At 74.7% G+C, this 20,382-nt stretch carries 19 protein-coding genes and 1 pseudogene; 12 read left to right on the top strand and 8 right to left on the bottom strand.

Annotated elements, in window-relative coordinates:
* Window positions 1-2 precede the first annotated feature (2 nt).
* Together OG335_RS25620 and OG335_RS25615 are read right to left on the bottom strand one after the other, a co-directional pair.
* Window positions 3-1,703 (bottom strand): serine/threonine-protein kinase, encoded by a 1,701-nt coding sequence (locus tag OG335_RS25620; protein ID WP_405013456.1) that lies wholly within the window; start codon window positions 1,701-1,703, stop codon window positions 3-5.
* A gap of 256 nt (window positions 1,704-1,959) precedes the next feature.
* Window positions 1,960-3,573, bottom strand: a complete 1,614-nt coding sequence (locus OG335_RS25615) for an MFS transporter (protein ID WP_405013455.1) — start codon at window positions 3,571-3,573, stop codon at window positions 1,960-1,962.
* A gap of 207 nt (window positions 3,574-3,780) precedes the next feature.
* Between OG335_RS25615 and OG335_RS25610 the strand changes: the two genes are divergently transcribed.
* The 3 genes from OG335_RS25610 (at window position 3,781) to OG335_RS25600 (ending at window position 6,194) form a co-directional block, all read left to right on the top strand.
* On the top strand, window positions 3,781-4,473 hold the full coding sequence (locus OG335_RS25610; protein WP_405013454.1) for a TetR/AcrR family transcriptional regulator: 693 nt from the start codon (window positions 3,781-3,783) through the stop codon (window positions 4,471-4,473).
* Between the two features lie 36 nt (window positions 4,474-4,509).
* Window positions 4,510-4,860, top strand: a complete 351-nt coding sequence (locus OG335_RS25605) for an MmcQ/YjbR family DNA-binding protein (protein WP_405013453.1) — start codon at window positions 4,510-4,512, stop codon at window positions 4,858-4,860.
* A gap of 152 nt (window positions 4,861-5,012) precedes the next feature.
* Window positions 5,013-6,194, top strand: coding sequence for an alpha/beta hydrolase (locus OG335_RS25600; RefSeq protein WP_405013452.1), 1,182 nt, complete (start codon window positions 5,013-5,015; stop codon window positions 6,192-6,194).
* A gap of 10 nt (window positions 6,195-6,204) precedes the next feature.
* On the opposite strand, the gene OG335_RS25595 is transcribed toward OG335_RS25600, so the two are convergent.
* Window positions 6,205-7,209, bottom strand: coding sequence for an aldo/keto reductase (locus tag OG335_RS25595; RefSeq protein WP_405013451.1), 1,005 nt, complete (start codon window positions 7,207-7,209; stop codon window positions 6,205-6,207).
* A 107-nt stretch (window positions 7,210-7,316) separates the two neighbouring features.
* A pseudogene (locus OG335_RS25590) lies at window positions 7,317-7,709 on the bottom strand (MerR family transcriptional regulator); the annotation flags it as partial.
* A 156-nt stretch (window positions 7,710-7,865) separates the two neighbouring features.
* On the opposite strand from OG335_RS25590, the gene OG335_RS25585 reads away from it, so the two are divergent.
* Complete coding sequence (locus tag OG335_RS25585) at window positions 7,866-8,699, top strand: serine hydrolase domain-containing protein (RefSeq protein ID WP_405013450.1); 834 nt, start codon at window positions 7,866-7,868, stop codon at window positions 8,697-8,699.
* Window positions 8,700-8,720: 21 nt separating this feature from the next.
* Here the strand turns inward: OG335_RS25585 and OG335_RS25580 are convergent, their stop codons facing one another.
* Window positions 8,721-9,497, bottom strand: a complete 777-nt coding sequence (locus tag OG335_RS25580) for a pirin family protein (RefSeq protein WP_405013449.1) — start codon at window positions 9,495-9,497, stop codon at window positions 8,721-8,723.
* A gap of 239 nt (window positions 9,498-9,736) precedes the next feature.
* On the opposite strand from OG335_RS25580, the gene OG335_RS25575 reads away from it, so the two are divergent.
* From OG335_RS25575 to OG335_RS25550, 6 genes are all read left to right on the top strand, one after another.
* A complete protein-coding gene (locus OG335_RS25575; RefSeq protein WP_405015526.1) occupies window positions 9,737-10,933 on the top strand; it encodes a PucR family transcriptional regulator in 1,197 nt (398 codons plus the stop codon).
* A gap of 90 nt (window positions 10,934-11,023) precedes the next feature.
* Window positions 11,024-11,965, top strand: a complete 942-nt coding sequence (locus OG335_RS25570; protein WP_405013448.1) for an ACP S-malonyltransferase — start codon at window positions 11,024-11,026, stop codon at window positions 11,963-11,965.
* The gene (locus tag OG335_RS25565) at window positions 11,962-12,993 is read left to right on the top strand and encodes a beta-ketoacyl-ACP synthase III (protein WP_405013447.1); all 1,032 of its coding nucleotides are present in this window, start codon (window positions 11,962-11,964) and stop codon (window positions 12,991-12,993) included. The genes OG335_RS25570 and OG335_RS25565 overlap by 4 nt, the downstream gene beginning before the upstream one ends.
* Window positions 12,994-13,067: 74 nt before the next feature.
* Complete coding sequence (locus OG335_RS25560) at window positions 13,068-13,310, top strand: acyl carrier protein (RefSeq protein WP_405013446.1); 243 nt, start codon at window positions 13,068-13,070, stop codon at window positions 13,308-13,310.
* Window positions 13,311-13,427: 117 nt separating this feature from the next.
* On the top strand, window positions 13,428-14,696 hold the full coding sequence (gene fabF, locus OG335_RS25555) for a beta-ketoacyl-ACP synthase II (RefSeq protein WP_405013445.1): 1,269 nt from the start codon (window positions 13,428-13,430) through the stop codon (window positions 14,694-14,696).
* A 109-nt stretch (window positions 14,697-14,805) separates the two neighbouring features.
* A complete protein-coding gene (locus tag OG335_RS25550; RefSeq protein WP_405013444.1) occupies window positions 14,806-15,372 on the top strand; it encodes an exonuclease domain-containing protein in 567 nt (188 codons plus the stop codon).
* 6 nt (window positions 15,373-15,378) lie between these two features.
* Here the strand turns inward: OG335_RS25550 and OG335_RS25545 are convergent, their stop codons facing one another.
* Complete coding sequence (locus tag OG335_RS25545; RefSeq protein WP_405013443.1) at window positions 15,379-15,873, bottom strand: DUF3145 domain-containing protein; 495 nt, start codon at window positions 15,871-15,873, stop codon at window positions 15,379-15,381.
* 342 nt (window positions 15,874-16,215) lie between these two features.
* Complete coding sequence (locus OG335_RS25540; protein ID WP_405013442.1) at window positions 16,216-17,235, bottom strand: NADP-dependent oxidoreductase; 1,020 nt, start codon at window positions 17,233-17,235, stop codon at window positions 16,216-16,218.
* 115 nt (window positions 17,236-17,350) lie between these two features.
* On the opposite strand from OG335_RS25540, the gene OG335_RS25535 reads away from it, so the two are divergent.
* Window positions 17,351-17,800 carry a MarR family winged helix-turn-helix transcriptional regulator gene (locus tag OG335_RS25535; protein ID WP_405013441.1) on the top strand — a complete coding sequence of 150 codons (450 nt, stop codon included), beginning with the start codon at window positions 17,351-17,353 and terminating at the stop codon, window positions 17,798-17,800.
* A 169-nt stretch (window positions 17,801-17,969) separates the two neighbouring features.
* The gene (locus OG335_RS25530; RefSeq protein ID WP_405013440.1) at window positions 17,970-19,466 is read left to right on the top strand and encodes an LCP family protein; all 1,497 of its coding nucleotides are present in this window, start codon (window positions 17,970-17,972) and stop codon (window positions 19,464-19,466) included.
* Here OG335_RS25530 and OG335_RS25525 read toward each other — a convergent pair.
* Window positions 19,453-20,361, bottom strand: a complete 909-nt coding sequence (locus tag OG335_RS25525) for a 1-aminocyclopropane-1-carboxylate deaminase/D-cysteine desulfhydrase (RefSeq protein ID WP_405013439.1) — start codon at window positions 20,359-20,361, stop codon at window positions 19,453-19,455. The genes OG335_RS25530 and OG335_RS25525 overlap by 14 nt on opposite strands.
* Window positions 20,362-20,382 lie beyond the last annotated feature (21 nt).

The raw sequence follows: 20,382 nt of genomic DNA, 5'->3' as shown, positions 1-20,382 counted from the left end.
CGTCAGCCCGCCGTGAAGGTCGCGAGGACCGTCTCGAACAGCTGCCGGGCGATCGGCCAGTCGTCCTCGGGCACCGACACGTGCACGGCGTACTCGGTGCCGTCCGGCGCCACGAACGCCTGGTCGGCGGCGTGCCACGGGCCGCCCTCCGGGGCACCGGAGGTGAACTCCCACAGCGCGCCGTCCCGGCCCCGGTAGACGTTCGGCCCCAGGGCGAGCCGGGTGTACCCGGGCTCGGCCGCCGCGTCCTGCTCCAGTGCCAGGAGGTGCTGCTCGGACGACTGCACCACGCCGGGGGCGACCGCGAAGCGCAGCACGTGCACGCCGCCGTCCGGCGAGTAGTCGACCCACCGGCCAGCCTGGCTGCGCGTCCAGCCCTCGGGGACGGCGGCCCGGAAGCCCGCGGGGTCGTCCGCCCAGCGGAAGCCCGCGGGAGCGGCCGCGAGCGCGGGGGCGGAGGTGGCGGACGTGGCGGACGCGGCGGACGCGGACGGCGTGCGGGTCGGCACCGCCGGGCCGCCGGGCGCGGGGGTGGGCGTCCGCGTGGCGAGCGGCCCGGTGGAGGGCGTCCCTGCGGTGTCCGGGCCGCCGGTCCACACGGCGAACGCCAGCCCGCCGGCGAGCGCCGCGGCCACCGCGGCCACCACGGCCACCACGGCCGCCACGGCGATCGGCCGGCCCCGGCGGCGGCACGGAGCGGCGGCCACCGGGCGGGCCGCAGGCGCGGCGGCGGGTGCGGCGGCAGGTGCGGCGGCGGGTGCCGAAGCGGAGCCGGCCGCGGGTGCGGGTGCGGGCGGCGGCGGATCGGCGACCACTGGTGCCGGGCAGGCCTGCGGGTGCCGGGTACGGGCCCGGGTGGCACCGGGCGGGAGACCGGCGGCCTCCGCCAGCAGCGCGCGCACCTCGTCGGCGGTGGCCCGTTCGGCCGGGTCCGCTCGGAGCAGCGCCTCGATCACCACCGCGAGCGGCCCGGCCTGCCGGGTCCCGGGCGCCGGGTCGGCGGGCGTGCTCCGCACGGCGTCCGGGCCGCCGGTGCCGGGGGACGGCGGCGGCCCGCCCTCGACCGCCGCGTACAGCGTCGCGCCGAGCGACCAGAGGTCGGCCTCGGGGCCGGGGCTGCGGCCGGCGACGCATTCGGGGGCCCGGTGGCGGGTGCCGGTGCCGGGCCCGTCCGGGGCCGGCGGCAGGGCGATGCCGAAGTCGGTGAGGACGGCCCTGCCGCCGCGTTCGAGCAGCACGTCGGCGGGCTTCACGTCGCGGTGCAGCACACCGTGCCGGTGGGCCTCCTCCAGGGCTGCCAGTACCTGCACGCCGATCAGGGCGACCTCCTGCGGGGGCAGGGCGCCCTCGTCGGCGAGCACCTCGGCGAGCGAGGGGCCGTCGATCAGCTCCATGACGATCCAGGGGCGGCCGTCCTCCTCCACCACGTCGTAGAGGGTGATCACGCCGGGGTGGTTGAGCACCGCCGCCGCCCGGGCGTCCTGCGCCATCCGCTCGCGGAGGGCCGGGAGGTCGTCCTCCGGCACGTCGGCGGCGCCCAGCTCCTTCACGGCGACGTGGCGGCCGAGCCGGGCGTCCCGGGCGACCCGGACGGTGCCGGTGCCGCCCCGTCCGAGGCGGCGGCCGAGCAGGAAGCGTCCGGCGAGCAGGTGCCCGTCGCCGGGTCCGGCGGGGCGGTCGGGGTGCTCGTCCGCAGCGTTCATGGCCCGTCCCTGTGTGCCCGGTTCCGCGGTCCCGTCGTGGCCTTCCGGGCGACGGCCCCGTCCGGATCCCAGTCTCACGCCCGTCCCGTCACCCGGCGAGCCGGAGCGGCGGCGGAGGGTCGCCGGAGCGGGCGGGCCGGGGCGGCCCGGGCGGTCCGGCGGGCCCGGCACGACAGCACCGCACCCGGCCGGGAACGTGCTCCGGGCCGGGTGCGGTGGTGGTGCCGCGGCGGGTTGTTGCCGCGGTGCGGGGACGTCAGATGTGGACGGCCGGACCGGCGTCGTTGGCCCCGCGCTTGGTGAACAGGCCGAGGCCGGCGGCGACGAGGGCCACCACGGCGGCGACGACGAACGCGAGCGACATGCCGCTGACGAACGAGGAGTGGACGGCGCCCGCCATCGCGTCGACGACGTTCTGCGGGGTGCCGGGCTGCGCCGGCGGGGCGATGCCGAGCTGGGCGGCCTGGTTCAGGCCCTCGGCCCGGGCGCCCTCGACCGGCGGCAGGCCGGCCTTCGCCCAGGTGCCGGGCAGTACGTCGGTGACCTTGGCGGCCATGATCGCGCCGAGCACGGCGGTGCCGAGGCTGCCGCCCACCTGCATGGCGGCCTGCTGGAGGCCGCCGGCCACGCCGGAGAGCTCCATCGGGGCGTTGCCGACGATGACCTCGGTGGCGCCGACCATCACCGGGCTCAGGCCGAGGCCCATCAGCACGAACCAGAGCGACATGACGCCGTTGCCGGAGGTGGTGCTGAGGGTCGACATGCCGATCATGGCCGCGGTGGTGAAGAGCATGCCCGCGACGATCGGGATGCGCGGGCCGAGCTTGCCGATGGCCGCGCCGGCCACCGGGGCGCCGACGATCATCATGCCGGTCATCGGGAGCAGGTGGACGCCGGCGTCGACGGGTGCCATGCCGTGCACGTTCTGCAGGTAGAAGGTGACGAAGAAGATCCCGCCGAAGAAGGCGAAGGCCATCAGCACCATGAGCAGCGTGCCGGCGGACAGCGGCACCGAGCGGAAGAGGCCGAGCGGGATCAGCGGCTCCTTCGCCTTCGTCTGCCAGAAGGCGAAGAGGGTCATCGCCACGACGGCGCCGCCGAGGAACAGCAGCGTCGCCGGGTCGCCCCAGCCCCAGACGGGGGCCTTGATGATGCCCCAGACCAGCATGAACATCGCGCCGGAGAGCAACACGATGCCGGGGACGTCGAAGGACTTCGCGGCGTTCTCGCTGCGCACGTCCCGGAGGATCCACAGGCCGAGCGCGAGGGCGATCAGGCCGACCGGGATGTTGATGAAGAACACCGACTGCCAGCTGACGTGCTCGACCAGGAGGCCGCCGACGATCGGGCCGGCGGCGGTGGAGGCGCCGATGACCCCGCCCCAGATGCCGATCGCCATGTTGAGCCTGTCGGCCGGGAAGGCGCCGCGCAGCAGGCCGAGCGCGGCCGGCTGGAGGAGGGCCCCGAAGAGGCCCTGGAGCACCCGGAACACGATGACGGTCTGGATGCTGCCCGCGAAGCCGATGGCGGCGGAGGTGGCGGCGAAGCCGGCCGCGCCGACGAGGAAGGTCGTCTTGTGGCCGAAGCGGTCGCCGATCTTGCCCGCGGTGATGAGGAAGACGGCGAGCGCCAGCAGGTAGCCGCTGGTGACCCACTGGATGTCGGCGGGCGAGGCGCCGAGGTCGGCCTGGATCACCGGGTTGGCGATGGCCACGACGGTGCCGTCGAGGGCGACCATCATGACGCCGACGGCGACGGTGAGGAGGGTCAGCCACGGGTGCCCCTTGAGGCCCCCGGCACCGCCCGGCGGTGTGCTGCCGGACGCGGGCGGGGTGTCCGCCCTGCCGGTCCTGACGACGGACGAACTCATGGCTGCTGACCTCCGTGGGCGAGGGACGAGGGGATGGCGCCCGGGACCCACCCGTCCCCACGAGCTGTCCGGTCCACGGGCGCCACACATCGCGGAACATTATGTCAGCTACTGACATTCGGCAATTCATGACGTACGCCGCGGACTGTCATATGACAGAACCGCTATCGTGGTGTCCGTCCCGCTCTGTGACGAAAGGCGCCCTGCATGGCCCCGCCGCCCACCACCGTCCGCACCGAACAGCCGGCCGCGGCCGACTGCCGGGTCCTCGGGCTGCGCGAGCGGAAGAAGCAGCGCACCCGGGACGCCCTGGTCGCGGCGGCGCACGCGCTCTTCCTCGGCCAGGGCTTCGCCCGCACCACGGTCGACGAGATCGCCGCCCGGGTGGACGTCTCCCAGCGCACCTTCTTCCGCTACTTCGGGAGCAAGGAGGAGGTCGCCCTCGCCGTCCTCGCCGACGCCGAGGACCACTTCGTCGACTGCCTGCGCCGGCGCCCCCCGGAGGAGACCCCGCTGGAGGCCATGCGCGCGGCGATCACCGAGACGTGGGACGGGCTCGGCCGGGATGCCGGCACCGGCCCGCACGGCGTCCAGGCCGCGCTGGAGCTGATCGACCTGATCGAGAGCACCCCCGTGCTGCTCGCCGCGCACCTGCGCCGCACCATCGAGCAGGAAGGCGTGGTGACGGCCGTCCTCGCCGACCGCGAGGGCCTCGATCCGCGCACCGACCTGCGCCCCCGGGTGCTGGCCGCGGCGTTCGGCGCGGTCGTCCGGGTGTCGCACCTCTCCTGGACCTCGGACACCGCGGCCCACGCGGCCGGGCCGTCCGGCATGATCGCCACCATCGAGCGCCACTGCGACCAGCTCGGCCCCGCGCTCGCCGGCTCCTGGCGCGGCTGACCCCCGCCGTCGGCGGGTCGGCCTAGGCTGGCGCCCATGGTGACGTTCGACCAGTTCCTGGAGATGGGCCTCGCCCTGCCCTCGGCCACCGAGCGCCTCACCTGGGAGACCGAGGTGACCCTGAGGGTCGGCGAGAAGATCTTCGCGATGGCCTCCCCCGACTCCGGCAGGGCCTGCGTGAAGGCCACCCGGGAGGAGCAGGCGGCCCTGCTCGCCGCCGCCCCCGGGACGTACGCGGCGGCCCCCTACGTCGGCCGGTACGGCTGGGTGCTGGTCGACCTCGGCCGGGTGGGAACCGAGGAGCTCCGCGAACTCGTCATCGAGGCGTGGCGCAGCACCGCGCCCAAGCGGACGGTCCGGAAGTTCGACGGCGATCGGGCAACCTGACGCCACACCAGGTCCCTCGTGTGTGTGACCCATCCCACGGTTTAGACTCTGCTCACCCCGGCCGGGGCGCCTCTACCCTGGCTGGCACAGCAGTCGTACCCGTCGGGCCCCGCCCGCTGTCACCGGTCACCGGCCCCGAGGGAGAGTCGCCCATGCAGCGCAGGCGGGTCAAGCGCATGCTGATAGGCGCGTTCGCCGCCTCCGCGGTCCTGCTCGACGCCGGCGCCGCCGCCGCACAGGCCGCCGCGTCCAACGAGCAGGTCGCCATCACCTCGCCGCCCGCGGGCGCCGCCGCCTGGGTCGAGGACGAGTCCGTGGGCCGCGCCCTGCCCGACCCGGCCACCGCCGACGCGCCGTCGGTCGCGGCCTTCTTCGCCACCCTGGCCGACGCGGAGCAGCGGCACCTCGCCGAGACGTACCCCCTGGTCGTCGGCAACCTCGACGGCGTACCCCCCGCCCTGCGCTACCGCGCCAACCGGATCGCCGTCGCCGCCGAGCGCGACCGCGCCCGCGAGCGCGCCGCCGACACCGGGCTGAACGCCGCCGAGCGGGCCGCGGCCGCCGTCCGCGCCACCGACACCGGCCGTCTGCTGAGGGCCGGCCGGCAGATCCTCGCGTTCGACCCGCGCGGCCGCGGCCTGGTCAGCGAGGTGTACGGCGACCTCGCGGCCGCCGACCGGGTCGCCGTCCTCGTGCCCGGCTCGGACGCCGACCTCGCGCACTTCGACCAGACCGGCGACCCGCTGCGCTCCGTCACCGGCATGGCACGGGCGCTCCTCGCCGAGGAGCGGCGGCAGCGGCCCGGCAGCCGCACCGCCGTGGTCGCGTGGACGGGGTACGTCACCCCGTCCGGGTTCGGTCCGGACGCCGTGACGGCCCGGCTCGCCGAGGCCGCGGCCCCCCGCCTGCTGCGCCTGCTGGCCGGCCTGAAGGTCACCGGGCACGCCACGGTCCCGCCCACGCTGCTCTGCCACTCGTACGGGTCGGTGGTGTGCGGCACGGCCGCGCCCGGCATCCGGGAGAACGGCACCACCGACGTCGTCGTGTTCGGCAGCCCGGGCATGGGCGTGGACGCCGCGGCCGAGCTCGGCCCCGGGGTCCGGGTGTGGGCGGCCCGCAACCCGACCGACTGGATCGGCAACGTGCCGTACCTGGAGTTCGGCGGGCTCGGGCACGGCACCGACCCGACGACGCGGGAGTTCGGCGCCGTCGAGCTGTCCTCGCAGGGCTCGGTCGGCCACACCGGCTACTTCGCCGAGGGCACGGGCAGCCTGCACAACTTCGGCGCCGTCGCCCTCGGCGACTACCAGGACGTCGCCCTGCAGCAGCCCTGAGCCCGGCGGGTCACTCGCGGGCGGCCGCGGTGGACGACATGTCGGCGTAGCGGGTGCCGGTCACCTGCTCGGCGATCGGCTCCAGCGCGGCGAGCTCGGCCGGGGTGAGCACCAGCTCGGCCGCGGCGGTGTTCTCGGCGAGCCGGGTGCGCTTCCGGGTGCCGGGGATCGGCACCACGGTCAGGCCGTGCACGCCCGCCCGGTGGTGCACCCAGGCCAGCGCGACCTGGGCGGCGGTGACGCCGCGGTCGGCGGCGATCGTGCGGACGGGCTCCAGCAGTGCGGCGTTGCCCGCCGCGTTCGGGCCGGAGAACTGCGGGTGGTGGCGGCGGAAGTCGCCCTCGGAGAGCTCCTCGGCGGCCGCGAACGCGCCGGTGAGGAAGCCGCGGCCGAGCGGCGAGTACGGCACGAGGGCGACACCGAGCTCGGCGGCGGCCGGCACCGCGCTGCGCTCGACGTCACGGGAGAAGAGCGACCACTCGGACTGCAGGGCCGCGATCGGGTGCACGGCGTGCGCCTCGCGGAGCTCGGCGCCGGTCACCTCGGAGAGTCCGAGGTGGCGCACCTTGCCGGCCCGGACGAGGTCTGCCATCGCCCCGACCGAGTCGGCGAGCGGCACCTGCGGGTCGCGCCGGTGCATGTAGTAGAGGTCGATGACGTCGACGCCGAGCCGCTCCAGGGAGGCGTCGACGGCGGCGCGGATGTACGCCGGGTCGTTGCGGACGGCGCGGTACGACGGGTCGTCGGCGCGGCGCTCGATGGCGAACTTCGTGGCCAGCACGACGCGGTCGCGGTGCTTGCGGACGAACGGCCCGATCAGCTCCTCGTTGTGGCCGCTGCCGTAGATGTCGGCGGTGTCGAAGAGGGTGACGCCCAGGTCGAGGGCGGCGTCGAGGGTGGCGAGCGCCTCGGCGGTGTCGGTCGGGCCGTAGAACTCGCTCATGCCCATGCAGCCGAGGCCCTGGATGCCGACGGCGGGACCGCCGGTGCCGAGCGGTGCGGTGGGGATGCTCATGCGCTCTTCTGCTTCCTGTCGGTCACGGTCGTGTCGGGCTGCGTCCCGATCCGCGCGGTCGTGCCGGGCACGGTCGTCACGGACGCGGCGGCAGCCGGGATTCCGCCCGGGCCGGCCGCGGCCGCGCGGGACGCGTAGATGTCGATCTTGTGGTCGAGGACGGCCAGGGTGGCGTGCAGATCGGCGATCCGCAGCCGCACCTCCTCGCGCTGGGCGACGAGGATGTCCCGCCGTTCGAGCTCCGTGTGGTCGCCCTCCCGGGCCAGCTCCACGTACCGGAGCATGTCCGCCACCGGCATGCCGGTGAGCCGCAGCCGCCCGAGGAACGCCAGCCGGGCCAGGTCCGCGTCGGTGTAGCGGCGCTGCCCCGAGTGCGAACGGTCCACCGGGTCGAGCAGGCCGATCCGCTCGTACCAGCGCAGGGTGTGCGCGGTCAGACCGGTCGAGGCCGAGACCTCGCCGATCGTCCGCCACGGCGCGTGGTCCAGGACCTCCCGCAGGTCGGTCCCGCAGGCGAGCGGGTCGTCGATGATCGGCGCGGACGGTGTCACGGTGGCCCCCCTTGGTCGGCGACGGCTACGACGCTAGCGAGTTCGAGTGCACTCCAAGCAAGCCTGCCACGCACCGCCCCGGGCCGGACGGCTATCGTCGGGCGCATGGAGAGCTTGCGGATGATCGAGGACTGGCCGGTGCCGAACGCGGCGGCCGCGGTGGTGCGTGGCGCGGACGGCGCCGTGGTGGGGTCGCACGGGCTCCAGGAGCACCTGTTCCCGCTGGCGTCCGTGACCAAGCTGCTGTCCGCGTACGCCGTGCTGGTCGCGGTCGAGGAGGGCGTCTTCGAGCTCGACGACCCGGCGGGCCCGGAGGGCTCGACCGTCCGCCACCTGCTGGCGCACACCTCCGGACTCGCCTTCGACGAGCACCGGGCGATGGCCGGGCCCGGCACCCGGCGGCTCTACTCCAACGCCGGTTTCGACGTGCTCGCCGACACCCTCGCGCAGGCCTCCGGCATCCCGTTCGCGCAGTACGCGGCGGAGGCCGTCTTCGCGCCGCTCGGCATGAAGTGCACCCTGCTCAACACCGCGCACCGGGCCCCGGCGGGCGCGGGCGGCCTCTCCACCGTCGCCGACCTGGCGCTCTTCGCCGCCGAACTCCAGGCGCCGACCCTGCTGGACGCCTCCACGGTGCACCGGGCGACCCGCGAGGTGGCCTTCCCCGGCCTGGGCGGCGTGCTGCCCGGCTTCGGCCACCGCCGCCCGAACGACTGGGGCCTCGGCTTCGAGATCCGCGACGGCAAGGACCCCCACTGGACGGGCACCACCAGCTCGCCGGAGACCTTCGGGCACTTCGGCCAGTCCGGCACCTTCCTGTGGGTCGACCCGGCCGCCGGCGTCGCCTGCGTCGCCCTGACGGACCGTGACTTCGGCCCGTGGGCGGCCGAGGTGTGGCCGCGGTTCACCGACGCCGTCCTCGCGGAGCTGCGCGGCTGACCGCGCACCGGAGCCGGCCGGTCAGCCGAAGCGCAGCGGGGAGTGCATCTCCCAGAGCAGCAGCTCGGCGCCGTCCGGCCCGGCCGTCGGGTCGGCGAACGCCTCGCCGGTGATCCGCACCGCGTCGCCCGGCTCCAGCGAGCGCCCGCCGCCCTGCGGGCCGGGCACCGTGCGGTAGCCGAGCGAGCCGGCGGTGAGGTGCGCGTAGCGGTACGGCGCCTCGGGCAGTGCGGGCAGCGGCTCCCACGGGCCGGCGGTGACGAGGTGCAGTGCCGCGTCCGAGCGGCGCAGCCGCAGCGCGTCCGACCCGGCGTCACGGTCCATGCCGGAGGCGAGGAGTGTCGGGCCGTCGGCCGTGGGGGTGACCCGCCGCAGGCCGTACGCGGGCGGGGTGCCGAAGACGTCGGGCTGCAGCCACATCTGCACGAACCGCACGGGCCCGGTGGCCCCGCCGAGGTTGCGTTCGGTGTGGGTGACGCCCGAACCGGCGCTGAGGTGCTGCACCATGCCGGGTCGGACCACCCCCGCGTGCCCGTCGCCGTCGCGGTGCGCGAGAGCGCCCTCCAGCACCCAGGTGAGGATCTCGGTGTCGCGGTGCCGGTGCCCGTCGAAGCCGGCACCGGGTGCGAGCGTCTCCTCGTTGCAGGCGAGCAGTGCACCGAAGTGGGTGTTCTTCGGGTCGTAGTGCCCGGAGAAGGAGAAGGCGTGGCGGGTCTCGATGCCGTCGGCGGGCGTCGAGCGGTAGCGCTCGGGGGCCCGGCGGAGGTCGGCGCGGCCGCGGTCTCGGGTCTCGGTCACGCGGTTCACGGTAGCCGGTCCGGGCCGCCGCGCCGGGCACGACCGGCGGGGGCTGTGCACGAGCACGCCGTACGGTGAGGCAGTCTTGTCCTGTGCCAGCCCCTTCAGCGAAACCCGACAGCGCCCCCGCCGACCCGAAGGCGACCGACCAGGCTGCCGAGAAGGCGGCCGACAGGAAGGCCCCCTCCCGCAGGGCGGCCCCGGCCGCCGAGGCGCCGCGTCCGGCCAGGGGCGGCAGGCTGACCGCGCAGGAGCGGAAGCTGGCCGCCGAACGGGCCGAGCTGCGCGCCGCGACGCTGAAGCGGCTGGAGAAGTCCTCGGGCAAGCTGGCCACCGCGGCGATCTCCAGGATGGACGACCAGCTGTCGTGGTACCGGCGGATGCCGCCCGAGCACCGCTCGTGGATCGGCCTGGTCGCGCAGGCCGGCATCGCCGCGTTCACCGAGTGGTACCGCCATCCGGAGGCGCCGCAGGCGATCTCGACCGACGTGTTCGGCACCGCCCCGCGCGAGCTGACCCGGGCGATCACGCTGCGCCAGACCGTCGAGCTGATCCGCACCACCATCGAGGTGATGGAGGAGGCCATCGAGGAGGTGGCCGCGCCCGGCGACGAGGACGGCATGCGCGAGTCGGTGCTCGTGTACGCCCGCGAGATCGCCTTCGCCACGGCCCAGGTGTACGCGCAGGCCGCGGAGGCCCGCGGCGCGTGGGACGCCCGGCTGGAGGCGCTCGTCGTCAACTCGCTGCTCTCCGGCGACGCCGACGAGGGGGTGCTCTCCCGGGCCGCCGCCCTGGGCTGGGGGCAGCCCAGCCAGGTGCGGGTGGTGATGGGCAGCGCCCCCGACGGCGACAGCGAGGCCGTGGTGGAGGCGATCCGGCGGGCCGCCCGCTACGCCAAGCTGCAGGTGCTCACCGGGGTGCTGGGCCGACGGCTGGTCGTGGTGGTGGGCGGCGACAAGGAGCCGGTGCACACCGCGAAGGCGCTGATCGGGCAGTTCGCGCCGGGCCCGGTGGTGGTCGGCCCGACCGTGTCGGACCTGCTGTCCGCGACGCGGTCCGCGCAGGCCGCCGCGGCCGGCCTGAAGGCGTGCGCCGCGTGGCCGGACGCGCCGAGGCCGGTGCTCGCCGACGACCTCCTGCCCGAGCGGGCGCTCGCCGGCGACCAGGCGGCGCGGCGGCAGTTGGTGGAGGAGATCTACACACCGCTCGACGAGGCCGGGTCGGCACTCCTGGAGACGCTGAGTGTCTATCTGGAGCAGGCGTCGTCCCTGGAGGGGGCGGCCCGGATGCTCTTCGTCCACCCGAACACCGTGCGCTACCGGCTGCGTCGTGTGACTGACGTCACGGGCTATGCTCCGTCCGACGTACGTTCGGCCTTCACCCTGCGCATCGCCCTTGCGCTGGGCCGTCTCGGCGTGGTCCCGGCCCAGAGCTGACCTCGCTGTAGGGACTGCACAATCCGGCGTGCTTTTCTTCGTTGTCGTCGCCTACCCGTTCGCGGGTGCCTGGCGAGAGAGGGTTGAACCGTGCTCGTAATCGTCGCCCCTGGACAGGGTGCCCAGACCCCCGGCTTCCTCGGCCCCTGGCTCGAACTGGACGGCACCGCCGACCGGCTGCGGCAGTGGTCGGAGGTGGCCGGTCTCGACCTCGTCCGCTACGGCACCGAGGCCACCGAGGAGGAGATCAAGGACACCGCGGTGGCGCAGCCGCTGCTGGTGGCCGCGGGTCTCGTCACCGCCGGTGCGCTCTTCGCCGGCTCCGACCTCCGCGCGCTCACCGGCGCGGTCGCCGGCCACAGCGTCGGCGAGATCACGGCGGCCGCCCTGGCCGGCGTGCTGACCGCCGACGACGCGCTGGCGTTCGTCCGCGAGCGCAGCCTCGGGATGGCCGAGGCCGCCGCCGTCACCGCCACCGGCATGGTCGCCGTGCTCGGCGGCGACCCGGAGGCGGTCGCCGCCAAGCTCGCCGAGCACGGGGTGACCGCGGCCAACAACAACGGCGGCGGTCAGCTCGTCGCGGCCGGCACGCTGGAGCAGCTCGACGCGCTGAAGGCGGATCCGCCGGCCGGCGCGCGGCTCATCCCGCTGAAGGTCGCCGGCGCGTTCCACACCGAGCACATGGCTCCCGGTGTGGCGCGGCTGGAGAAGCTGGCGCCGGGCCTGACGGTCGCCGACCCGGCGGTCGCCTACGTGTCCAACAAGGACGGCGAGGTCGTGGGCTCGGGCGCCGAGGTGCTGGCCCGCCTGGTCGCGCAGGTGTCCAACCCGGTCCGCTGGGACCTCTGCATGGAGACGCTCCAGCAGCTCGGTGCGACCGCGGTGATCGAGCTGTCCCCCGCGGGCACGCTCACCAACCTGGTCAAGCGCAACATCAAGGGCGTGGCGACGCTGGCCCTCAAGACCCCTGCCGATCTCGACAAGGCCCGCGGCCTGGTCGCGGAACACGGCGCCGAGGAGACGAACGCATGACCGCGCCCCAGATCAAGCCCGCCACCGGCGCCGCGTTCTCGCGGATCCTCGGGGTCGGCGGCTACCGTCCGGTCCGGGTGATCCCGAACGCCGAGGTGCTCGACTGGATCGAGTCCTCGGACGAGTGGATCCGCAGCCGCAGCGGCATCTCCGAGCGCCGCTGGGCCGGCCCGGAGGAGAGCGTCGCCGAGATGTCGGTGCAGGCCGCCGGCAAGGCGATCGCGCAGGCCGGCATCACGGCCGGACAGATCGGCGGCGTGATCGTCGCGACCGTCTCGCACCTCAAGCAGACGCCCGCGGTCGCCACCGAGATCGCGGACCGCCTCGGCTGCGGCACCGCCCCGGCGTTCGACATCTCCGCGGCCTGTGCCGGCTTCGGCTACGGCCTGGGCCTCGCGGACGGCATGGTGCGCGGCGGCAGCGCCGAGTACGTGCTGGTGATCGGCGTGGAGCGGCTCTCCGACCTGACGGACACCTCGGACCGCTCGACCGCGTTCATCTTCGGCGACGGCGCCGGTGCGGCGATCGTCGGCCCGTCGGACACCCCCGGTATCGGCAAGGTGATATGGGGGTCGGACGGCTCCCAGCGCGACGTCATCTCGCAGACCCAGGCCTGGGACACCGCGTTCGCCAAGGAGGACGCCGTCAACGGCGTCGGCGACGAGGCGAAGTGGCCCGCCCTCCGCATGGAGGGTCAGACCGTCTTCCGCTGGGCGGTCTGGGAGATGGCGAAGGTCGCGCAGCAGGCCCTCGACGCCGCCGGCATCACCGCCGAGCAGCTCGGCGCCTTCATCCCGCACCAGGCGAACATGCGCATCACGGATGCCATGATCAAGGCCCTGAAGCTCCCCGAGTCGGTGCCGGTCGCCCGCGACATCGCCGAGACCGGCAACACCTCCGCCGCGTCGATCCCGCTCGCCATGGAACGCATGCTGGAGAGCGGCGAGGCCAGGAGCGGCGATCTGGCGCTCATCATCGGCTTCGGGGCGGGTCTCGTGTACGCCGCCGCAGTCGTTACTCTCCCCTAGGCTTCACAGCCTTCCCCGTACCCGCGCCGGTCCGTCGGACCGTGCGCTCTCACCACTGAAGAGGAGCAGCCGCTATGGCTACCAAGGACGAGGTTCTGGAAGGTCTCGCCGAGATCGTCAACGAGATCGCCGGCATCCCGGCCGAGGACGTCGAGCTCGACAAGTCCTTCACCGACGACCTGGACGTCGACTCGCTCTCCATGGTCGAGGTCGTCGTGGCCGCCGAGGAGCGCTTCGACGTGAAGATCCCCGACGACGAGGTCAAGAACCTCAAGACCGTCGGCGACGCGGTGAACTACATCCTCGCCAACGCCTGACCCCGCGTCGGCCGGTGCTGCCGGCCGACGCGGCCGGCCGGGACGGGGAGACCCGTTCCGGCCGGCCACCCCCCGGCCCTCCGCCACCCCCTGCACACGTGAGAGAAGAAGAAACCAGTGACCGCTGAAAACCGCACCGTGGTCGTCACGGGTATCGGCGCCTTCACGCCGCTGGGCGGCGACGCCGCCTCGTTCTGGGAGGGCCTGCTGGAGGGCCGTTCCGGCGTGGCCGCGCTGACCGAGGAGTGGGCCGCGGACCTTCCCGTCCGGATCGCCGCGCGCACCGCGGTCGAGCCGGGCGAGGTGCTGCCCCGCCCGCTGGCCCGCAAGCTCGACCGTTCGGCGCAGTTCGCGCTGATCGCCGCCCGCGAGGCCTGGGCCGACGCGGGCTACGAGACCCCCGCCACCGACGAGTCGTCGAAGCTGGCCCCCGAGCGCCTGGGCGCCGTGGTCGCTTCCGGCATCGGCGGCGTCACCACCCTGCTCGACCAGTACGACGTGCTGAAGGAGAAGGGCGTCCGCAAGGTCTCCCCGCACACCGTGCCGATGCTGATGCCGAACTCCCCCGCGGCCAACGTGGGCCTGGAGGTCGGCGCGCGGGCCGGCGTGCACACCCCCGTCTCCGCCTGCGCCTCCGGCGCCGAGGCGATCGGCTACGCGATCGAGATGATCCGCACCGGCCGCGCCGACGTCGTGATCGCGGGTGGCACCGAGGCGGCGATCCACCCGCTGCCGATCGTCGCCTTCGCCAACATGATGGCGATGTCGAAGAACAACGACGAGCCGCAGCGCGCCTCGCGCCCGTACGACAAGGGCCGCGACGGCTTCGTGCTCGGCGAGGGCGCGGGCATCGTGGTGCTGGAGTCGGCCGAGCACGCGGCCGCCCGCGGCGCCCGGGTGTACTGCGAGGCCGTGGGCCAGGGCCTGTCCTCGGACGCCCACCACATCGCGCAGCCGGAGCCGACGGGCGCGGGCGTCGCCCGTGCGATCGCCGACCTGTTCGCGCGCAACGACCTGGACAAGTCCGAGATCGTGCACGTCAACGCGCACGCCACCTCGACCCCGCAGGGCGACACCGCCGAGGTCAAGGCGCTGCAGAAGGAGCTCGGCGAGCACCTCGGCCATGTCGCGATCTCCGCGACGAAGTCGATGACCGGTCACCTGCTGGGCGGCGCCGGCGGCATCGAGACGGTCGCGACCGTCCTCGCGCTGCACCACCGCGTCGCGCCGCCGACCGTCAACGTCGACGACCTGGACGACGAGATCACCGCCGACATCGTCCGCGGGGAGCCGCGCGCGCTGCCCGCCGAGGGCCGGATCGCCGCGCTGAACAACTCGTTCGGCTTCGGCGGCCACAACGTCGTCCTGGCGTTCCGCTCGGTCTGACGTCCCGACGCCTCCGGAGGGGGCCGGTGCCCGCGGGCGCCGGCCCCCTCCGGCGTGCTCGGCGGAAACCCGGATGACCGGCGGCCGGCCGGTCCCTACGCTCGGCGGCATGGAACGCACGGGGGATCTGCTGAACGTCGTCGATGTCGAGGCGACCTGTTGGGAGGGCGCGCCGCCGCCCGGGGCGGTCTCCGAGATCATCGAGATCGGGCTGACCGTGGTCGACCTGGCCACGGGGAGGCGGGTCGGCCGGCACCGGGTGCTGGTGCGGCCGGCGCGCTCCGCGGTGAGCGCGTTCTGCACGGAGCTGACGGGTCTGACCCAGGCCGAGGTCGACACCGGCCTCGGGTTCGCCGAGGCCTGCCGGCTGCTGGCCGCCGAGCACCGGGCGGGCGAGCGGCCGTGGGCGAGCTGGGGCGACTACGACCGGCACCAGTTCACCCGGCAGTGCGGGGCCACGCGCACCGCGTACCCCTTCGGCCGGCGGCACACCAACGCGAAGGCGGTCTTCACCGAGGCGTACGGGCTGCGCAGGCGGCCGGGCATGGCGCAGGCGCTGCAGGTCGCCGGGCTGCCGCTGGAGGGCCGCCACCACCGCGGCGAGGACGACGCCTGGAACATCGCCGCCCTGGTGCTGGCGCTGGACGCCCGGGGCGCGTGGCCCCGGGCGGAGTGACGCCGGTCAGACCACCTGGTGCAGCCAGCGCACCGGGGCGCCGTCGCCGGCGTACCGGAAGGGCTCCAGTTCGTCGTCCCAGGGCTTGCCGAGGAGGCGGGCGATCTCGGACTCCAGGTCGCCGCCCTCGGTCTTGACCCGCAGCAGCACGGCGCGGAGCCTGTCCTCGGGGATGAGGATGTCGCCGTGGAGGCCGGTGACGGCGTGGAAGATGCCGAGGCTCGGGGTGGAGCTGTAGCGCTCGCCCTCCGCGGTGGCGCAGGGGTCGCTCGTGACCTCGAAGCGGATCAGCTGCCAGCCGCGCAGCGCCGAGGCGAGCTGCGAGGCGGCACCGGGCTCGCCCTGCCAGGAGAGCTCGGCGCGCCAGTGGCCGGGCGCGGCGGGCTGGCGGATCCAGTCGAGGCTGACCCGCACGCCGAGCACCCCCGCGACGGCCCATTCGACGTGCGGGCACAGCGCGCGGGGCGCGGAGTGGATGTACAGCACACCACGTGTCGTCACCGGGACCTCCAGGCTGTGGACGAGGGTCGCCTTCCCCAGCTGCCTCGTGCCGTGGCCGGCAGGTTCGGAGTACTACCGTGAAGCTCAACTTACTCGACATTAGGTAATCAAATTGAGCAAAACGGACAAGCTTTCACCTCATGCTAGTCGAATCCCGCACGAGGTCCACCCCTCCGCAGGCGCTCTCCCCCGAACGGACCTATGCTGCCCGGCCGCGCCCGACCGGGCAGCCCGGCACGCCCGGTGACGCCCCGTCGGACGGCCCGCACGACCGCCGCGCTCCCCCCGTACGCGAACCGCCCCCACGGCGCGGGCCGTGGGGGCGGACGACGTGACGTGCCGTCAGAGCGAGACGACCATCTTGCCGGTGTTGTCGCCGCGGAGCAGGCCGAGGAAGGCCTCCGCGGTGTTCTCGACGCCCTTCACCACGGTCTGGTCGTAGCGCAGGCTGCCGTCCCGGAGCCAGCCGGCGACCTCGGCGGTGAACTGCGGCTGCAGCGCGGCGTGGTCGCCCACGAGCATGCCCTGCAGGCGCAGGCGCTTGCCGATGGCGAGCGCGAGGTTGCGCGGGCCGGCCGGCGCGCCGGTGTCGTTGTACTGGGCGATGGCGCCGCAGAGCACGGCCCGGCCGTGCAGCCGGAGCGCGCCGATCGCGGCCTCCAGGTGGTCGCCGCCGACGTTGTCGAAGTAGAGGTCGATGCCGTCGGGTGCGGCGGCGGCGAGCTGGGCGGCGACCGGGCCGTCCTTGTAGTTGAAGGCGGCGTCGAAGCCGTAGTCGTCGACCAGGGTGGCGACCTTCGCGGCGGAGCCGGCCGAGCCGATCACGCGGGCGGCGCCCTTGAGCCGGGCGATCTGGCCGACGAGCGAGCCGACGGCCCCGGCGGCGCCGGAGACGAAGACGGTGTCGCCCGCGCGGAAGGAGCCGACCTCCAGCAGGCCGGCGTATGCGGTGAGGCCCGGCATGCCGAGCACCCCGAGGTAGTACGGGAGCGGGGCGAGGTCCGCGTCGACGCGGACGGCGCGGGCGGCCGGCAGGGTCGCGTACTCGCGCCAGCCGAGCCCGTGCAGCACGGCGTCGCCGACGGCGAAGTCCTCCGCCCCGGAGGCGACGACGGTGCCGACGGCGCCGCCGTCCATCGCCTCGCCGAGGGCGAACGGCGGGACGTACGACTTGACGTCGTTCATCCGGCCGCGCATGTACGGGTCGACCGAGAGGTGGGCGTTGCGGACCAGGATCTCGCCGGGGCCGGGCCGGCGCACCGGCGCCTCGACGAGGGCGAAGTCGGTGGGCACCGGCCAGCCGTCGGGGCGGGCCGCCAGGTGCCACTCGCGGCCGGTGGTCGGGATGTCCTGCTCTGCCATGACGCGGTCTCCGTATCGTCGGTCGTGTCGCTGGTCGACATGAAAGGTTGAGCTACTGAAGCAATCGTGAACATGAATAGTTCACATTGTCAAATGTTCAGGTACCATGGGCCGTATGGAGACGCAGCCGCCGCCCATCGACCCGATCACGCTGGAGGTCACCGACCTCATGGCCAACCTGGTCGGGCTCTTCCACCGCGAGTACGAGGAGGCGGCCGCCGCCCGGTCGCTCACCGGGGCCCAGGCCAAGGTGCTCGCCCTGCTGCGGCGCGGCCCGATGCCGATGCGCCACATCGCCCAGACCCTCAGCTGCGAGCCGTCCAACGTCACCGGCATCGTCGACCGCCTGGAGACCCGGGGGTTCGTCACCCGCGAGGCCGACCCGCAGGACCGCCGGGTGAAGCTCGTGGCCGCCACCGTCGCGGGGTCCGCCGCCTCCGCCGAACTCCGCGAGTCCCTCAACTTCGCCCGCGAGCCGCTGGCCGCCCTCGCCCCCGAGGAGCGCATGCAGCTGCGCGACCTGCTCCGCCGCATGCTGGACGGCGCGGCGACCCCGGCGGGCTGAGCCCCGGGGTGCGCGGCATGATCCGGTTCGGGCCGGGAAGACCCGTCCGGGACCGGATCCGCGTGTAACCGAACGGCCCGCCAGGCCGTCTCACGTAGTGGAGGCACAGAGTGGTGCCGGCCACTCCCCCTGCCTGGCCCCCAGCGGCCGTACAGAGAGCTGCAGAGTGATGACCGAGAGAAGCCGGCCCGCGCCGGCCACCCGCCGAGCGGGCCGCCTGGCGCGCATCGCGGGGGCCACCGCGGCCGTCCTGGTCCTGGCCACCGCCGGCGCCGGCGCGTGGTTCTACCACCGGCTGGACCAGAACATCAGCACCTTCTCGGCGGACGGGGTGGCCACCAGCCGCCCGCCCGTCGCGCCCGTCCCGTCCGGTGCGCCCGGCGGCGGCCGCCCGGTCAACGTCCTGCTGCTCGGCTCCGACACCCGCTCGGACGGCAACGGCTCGCTGGGCGGCGGCGACGCGGGCGTCGGCCACTCCGACACCGCGATCCTGCTGCACGTCTACGCCGACCACAAGCACGCGGTGGGTGTCTCGATACCCCGCGACACCCTGGTCACCGTGCCGGCCTGCAAGCTCCCGAACGGCTCCTGGACGAACCCGCGCACCAACCAGATGTTCAACTCGGCCTTCACCGTCGGCCAGTACCCGCAGGGCAACCCGGCCTGCACCCAGAACACCGTCGAGGCCCTCACCGGCCTGCGGATCGACCACACCGTCGTCGTCGACTTCAAGGGCTTCGCCGCCATGACCGACGCGGTGCACGGCGTCGACGTCTGCGTGCCGGCCGACGTCGACTCGTACGGCATACACCTGGAGAAGGGCCGCCGGACCCTCAGCGGCAGGCAGGCCCTCGACTACGTCCGGGCCCGGCACGGCTTCGGCGACGGCTCCGACATCGGCCGGATGAAGCGCCAGCAGGCCTTTCTCTCCTCCCTCATCGACAAGGTCCGGTCGAGGGGATTCGACCTCACCACCCTGCTCCCGCTGGCCGACGCCGCGACCCGGTCGCTGACCGTCGACCAGGAGCTCGGCAGCGCCATGAAGCTCGCCACCTTCGCGCAGTCGCTGCAGGACATCGAGCTCGCCGACATCACCTTCGTCACCGTCCCGTGGGAGTACGCCGGGGCCCGGGTCGCGCTCGTGCACCCGGACGTCGACACCCTCTGGGAGATCCTGCGCCAGGACCGCACCCTCGACGGCAGCCCCACCGCCTCCCCCACGGCCTCGCCCACCGGCTCCCCCACGGCCTCGCCCTCCGCCGCGCCCGGCGCGACGGGCACCCCCGCGCCGAACGCCACCGCCGTGCACGTCACCGTGCACAACGCCTCCGGCGCCGCGGGCAGCGCGGGCCGGGCCGCCACCGCGCTCGCCTCGCACGGCTACCGGGACCTCACCGTCGGCGCCGACACCAAGGGGCGGTCCACCAGCGTCGTCGGCTACTCCGCCGGCCACCGCGCCGCCGCCGAGCAGCTCGCCGTGCTCTACCCCGGCGCCGTCGTGAAGGCCGACGCCTCCGCCGACGGCCTGGTGCTGACACTGGGCCAGGACCACGCCTCCGGGGACACCGCGGGCCCGGTGACCCTGCCGACCACCCTGCCCAGCGGGATCACCGACAACGCCCGCCCGGCCGACAGCGACCTCTGCTCGAACCTCAGCTTCGGCTGACCGCGACGGCGTCCGGCAGCCCGGTGACGACCAGCGTCACCCGGGTGCCGGCGGCCAGCGCGCCCTGCGCCGCGAGGCCGTACACCGCGTGCAGGGCCTTGGCGACGTACCGGCGCTCGACGCCCACTCCGTGCCGCTGCTCGAAGCCGGCCGCGAACTCCTCCAGCGCGGCCGGCACCCGGCCGTACCTGCCGCCGTGGTGGCCGTGGTCGATCCGCCAGTTCGCGAAGGTGCGCCCGTACGCCGCCCGGTGCAGCGCGTCGACCTCGCCCTCCAGGTAGCCCTCGCCGCGCAGCACCGCGACGCCGAGCGCCCGGGCGCCGGGCGGCAGCCCGGCCGCGATCCCCGCGAGGGTGCCGCCGGTGCCGACCGCGCAGCACACCACGTCGCGCGGGCCGAGGCCGGGCAGCTCGCCCGGCAGCGCGGCGGTGCCGTGCACCGCGAGCGCGTTCGACCCGCCCTCGGGCAGCACCAGGCAGTTCCCCCACCGCTCGGCGTACGGCCCGCCGCCCGTCCCGACGAGGTGCCGGTACGCGCCGCGGCCCACGAACTCCAGCGCCATGCCGTCCGCCTCCGCGGCCGCCAGCGAGGGGTTCCGTGGCCGGTCCGCGAGCTCCTCGCCGCGGACGATCCCGAAGGAGGCCAGGCCGAGGGCGCGGGCCGCAGCGGCGGTGGCGCGCAGATGGGTGGAGTACGCGCCGCCGAACGTGGCGACCGCGGTGCGGCCCTCGGCGAGGGCGTGCGCCAGGTTGGGGGTGAGCTTGCGCCACTTGTTGCCGGGCACGGCCGGGTGCAGCAGGTCGTCGCGCTTGAGCCGCAGCTCGACGCCCGCGCGGGCGAGCACGGGGTCGGCGACCGCCGTGAGCGGGGTCGGCAGGGCGGCGGGCAGCAGCATCACGCCAGCATAGGGGCGCCG

This window comes from Kitasatospora sp. NBC_01539, assembly GCF_045040525.1.
GTDB lineage: Bacteria > Actinomycetota > Actinomycetes > Streptomycetales > Streptomycetaceae > Kitasatospora.
Note: the sequence above shows the minus strand (reverse complement) of the source record. Positions and strands in the feature narration are given on the sequence as shown.

What these genes read in the sequence shown, in the direction of transcription:
- OG335_RS25525 (WP_405013439.1), bottom strand. Translation starts at nt 20,361, where the DNA reads ATGCTGCTGCCCGCCGCCCTGCCGACCCCGCTCACGGCGGTCGCCGAC.
- OG335_RS25540 (WP_405013442.1), bottom strand. Translation starts at nt 17,235, where the DNA reads ATGGCAGAGCAGGACATCCCGACCACCGGCCGCGAGTGGCACCTGGCG.
- OG335_RS25605 (WP_405013453.1), top strand. Translation starts at nt 4,510, where the DNA reads ATGGTGACGTTCGACCAGTTCCTGGAGATGGGCCTCGCCCTGCCCTCG.
- OG335_RS25600 (WP_405013452.1), top strand. Translation starts at nt 5,013, where the DNA reads ATGCAGCGCAGGCGGGTCAAGCGCATGCTGATAGGCGCGTTCGCCGCC.
- OG335_RS25595 (WP_405013451.1), bottom strand. Translation starts at nt 7,209, where the DNA reads ATGAGCATCCCCACCGCACCGCTCGGCACCGGCGGTCCCGCCGTCGGC.
- OG335_RS25535 (WP_405013441.1), top strand. Translation starts at nt 17,351, where the DNA reads ATGGAGACGCAGCCGCCGCCCATCGACCCGATCACGCTGGAGGTCACC.
- OG335_RS25565 (WP_405013447.1), top strand. Translation starts at nt 11,962, where the DNA reads ATGACCGCGCCCCAGATCAAGCCCGCCACCGGCGCCGCGTTCTCGCGG.
- OG335_RS25615 (WP_405013455.1), bottom strand. Translation starts at nt 3,573, where the DNA reads ATGAGTTCGTCCGTCGTCAGGACCGGCAGGGCGGACACCCCGCCCGCG.
- OG335_RS25610 (WP_405013454.1), top strand. Translation starts at nt 3,781, where the DNA reads ATGGCCCCGCCGCCCACCACCGTCCGCACCGAACAGCCGGCCGCGGCC.
- OG335_RS25585 (WP_405013450.1), top strand. Translation starts at nt 7,866, where the DNA reads ATGGAGAGCTTGCGGATGATCGAGGACTGGCCGGTGCCGAACGCGGCG.
- OG335_RS25550 (WP_405013444.1), top strand. Translation starts at nt 14,806, where the DNA reads ATGGAACGCACGGGGGATCTGCTGAACGTCGTCGATGTCGAGGCGACC.
- OG335_RS25530 (WP_405013440.1), top strand. Translation starts at nt 17,970, where the DNA reads ATGACCGAGAGAAGCCGGCCCGCGCCGGCCACCCGCCGAGCGGGCCGC.
- OG335_RS25620 (WP_405013456.1), bottom strand. Translation starts at nt 1,703, where the DNA reads ATGAACGCTGCGGACGAGCACCCCGACCGCCCCGCCGGACCCGGCGAC.
- OG335_RS25560 (WP_405013446.1), top strand. Translation starts at nt 13,068, where the DNA reads ATGGCTACCAAGGACGAGGTTCTGGAAGGTCTCGCCGAGATCGTCAAC.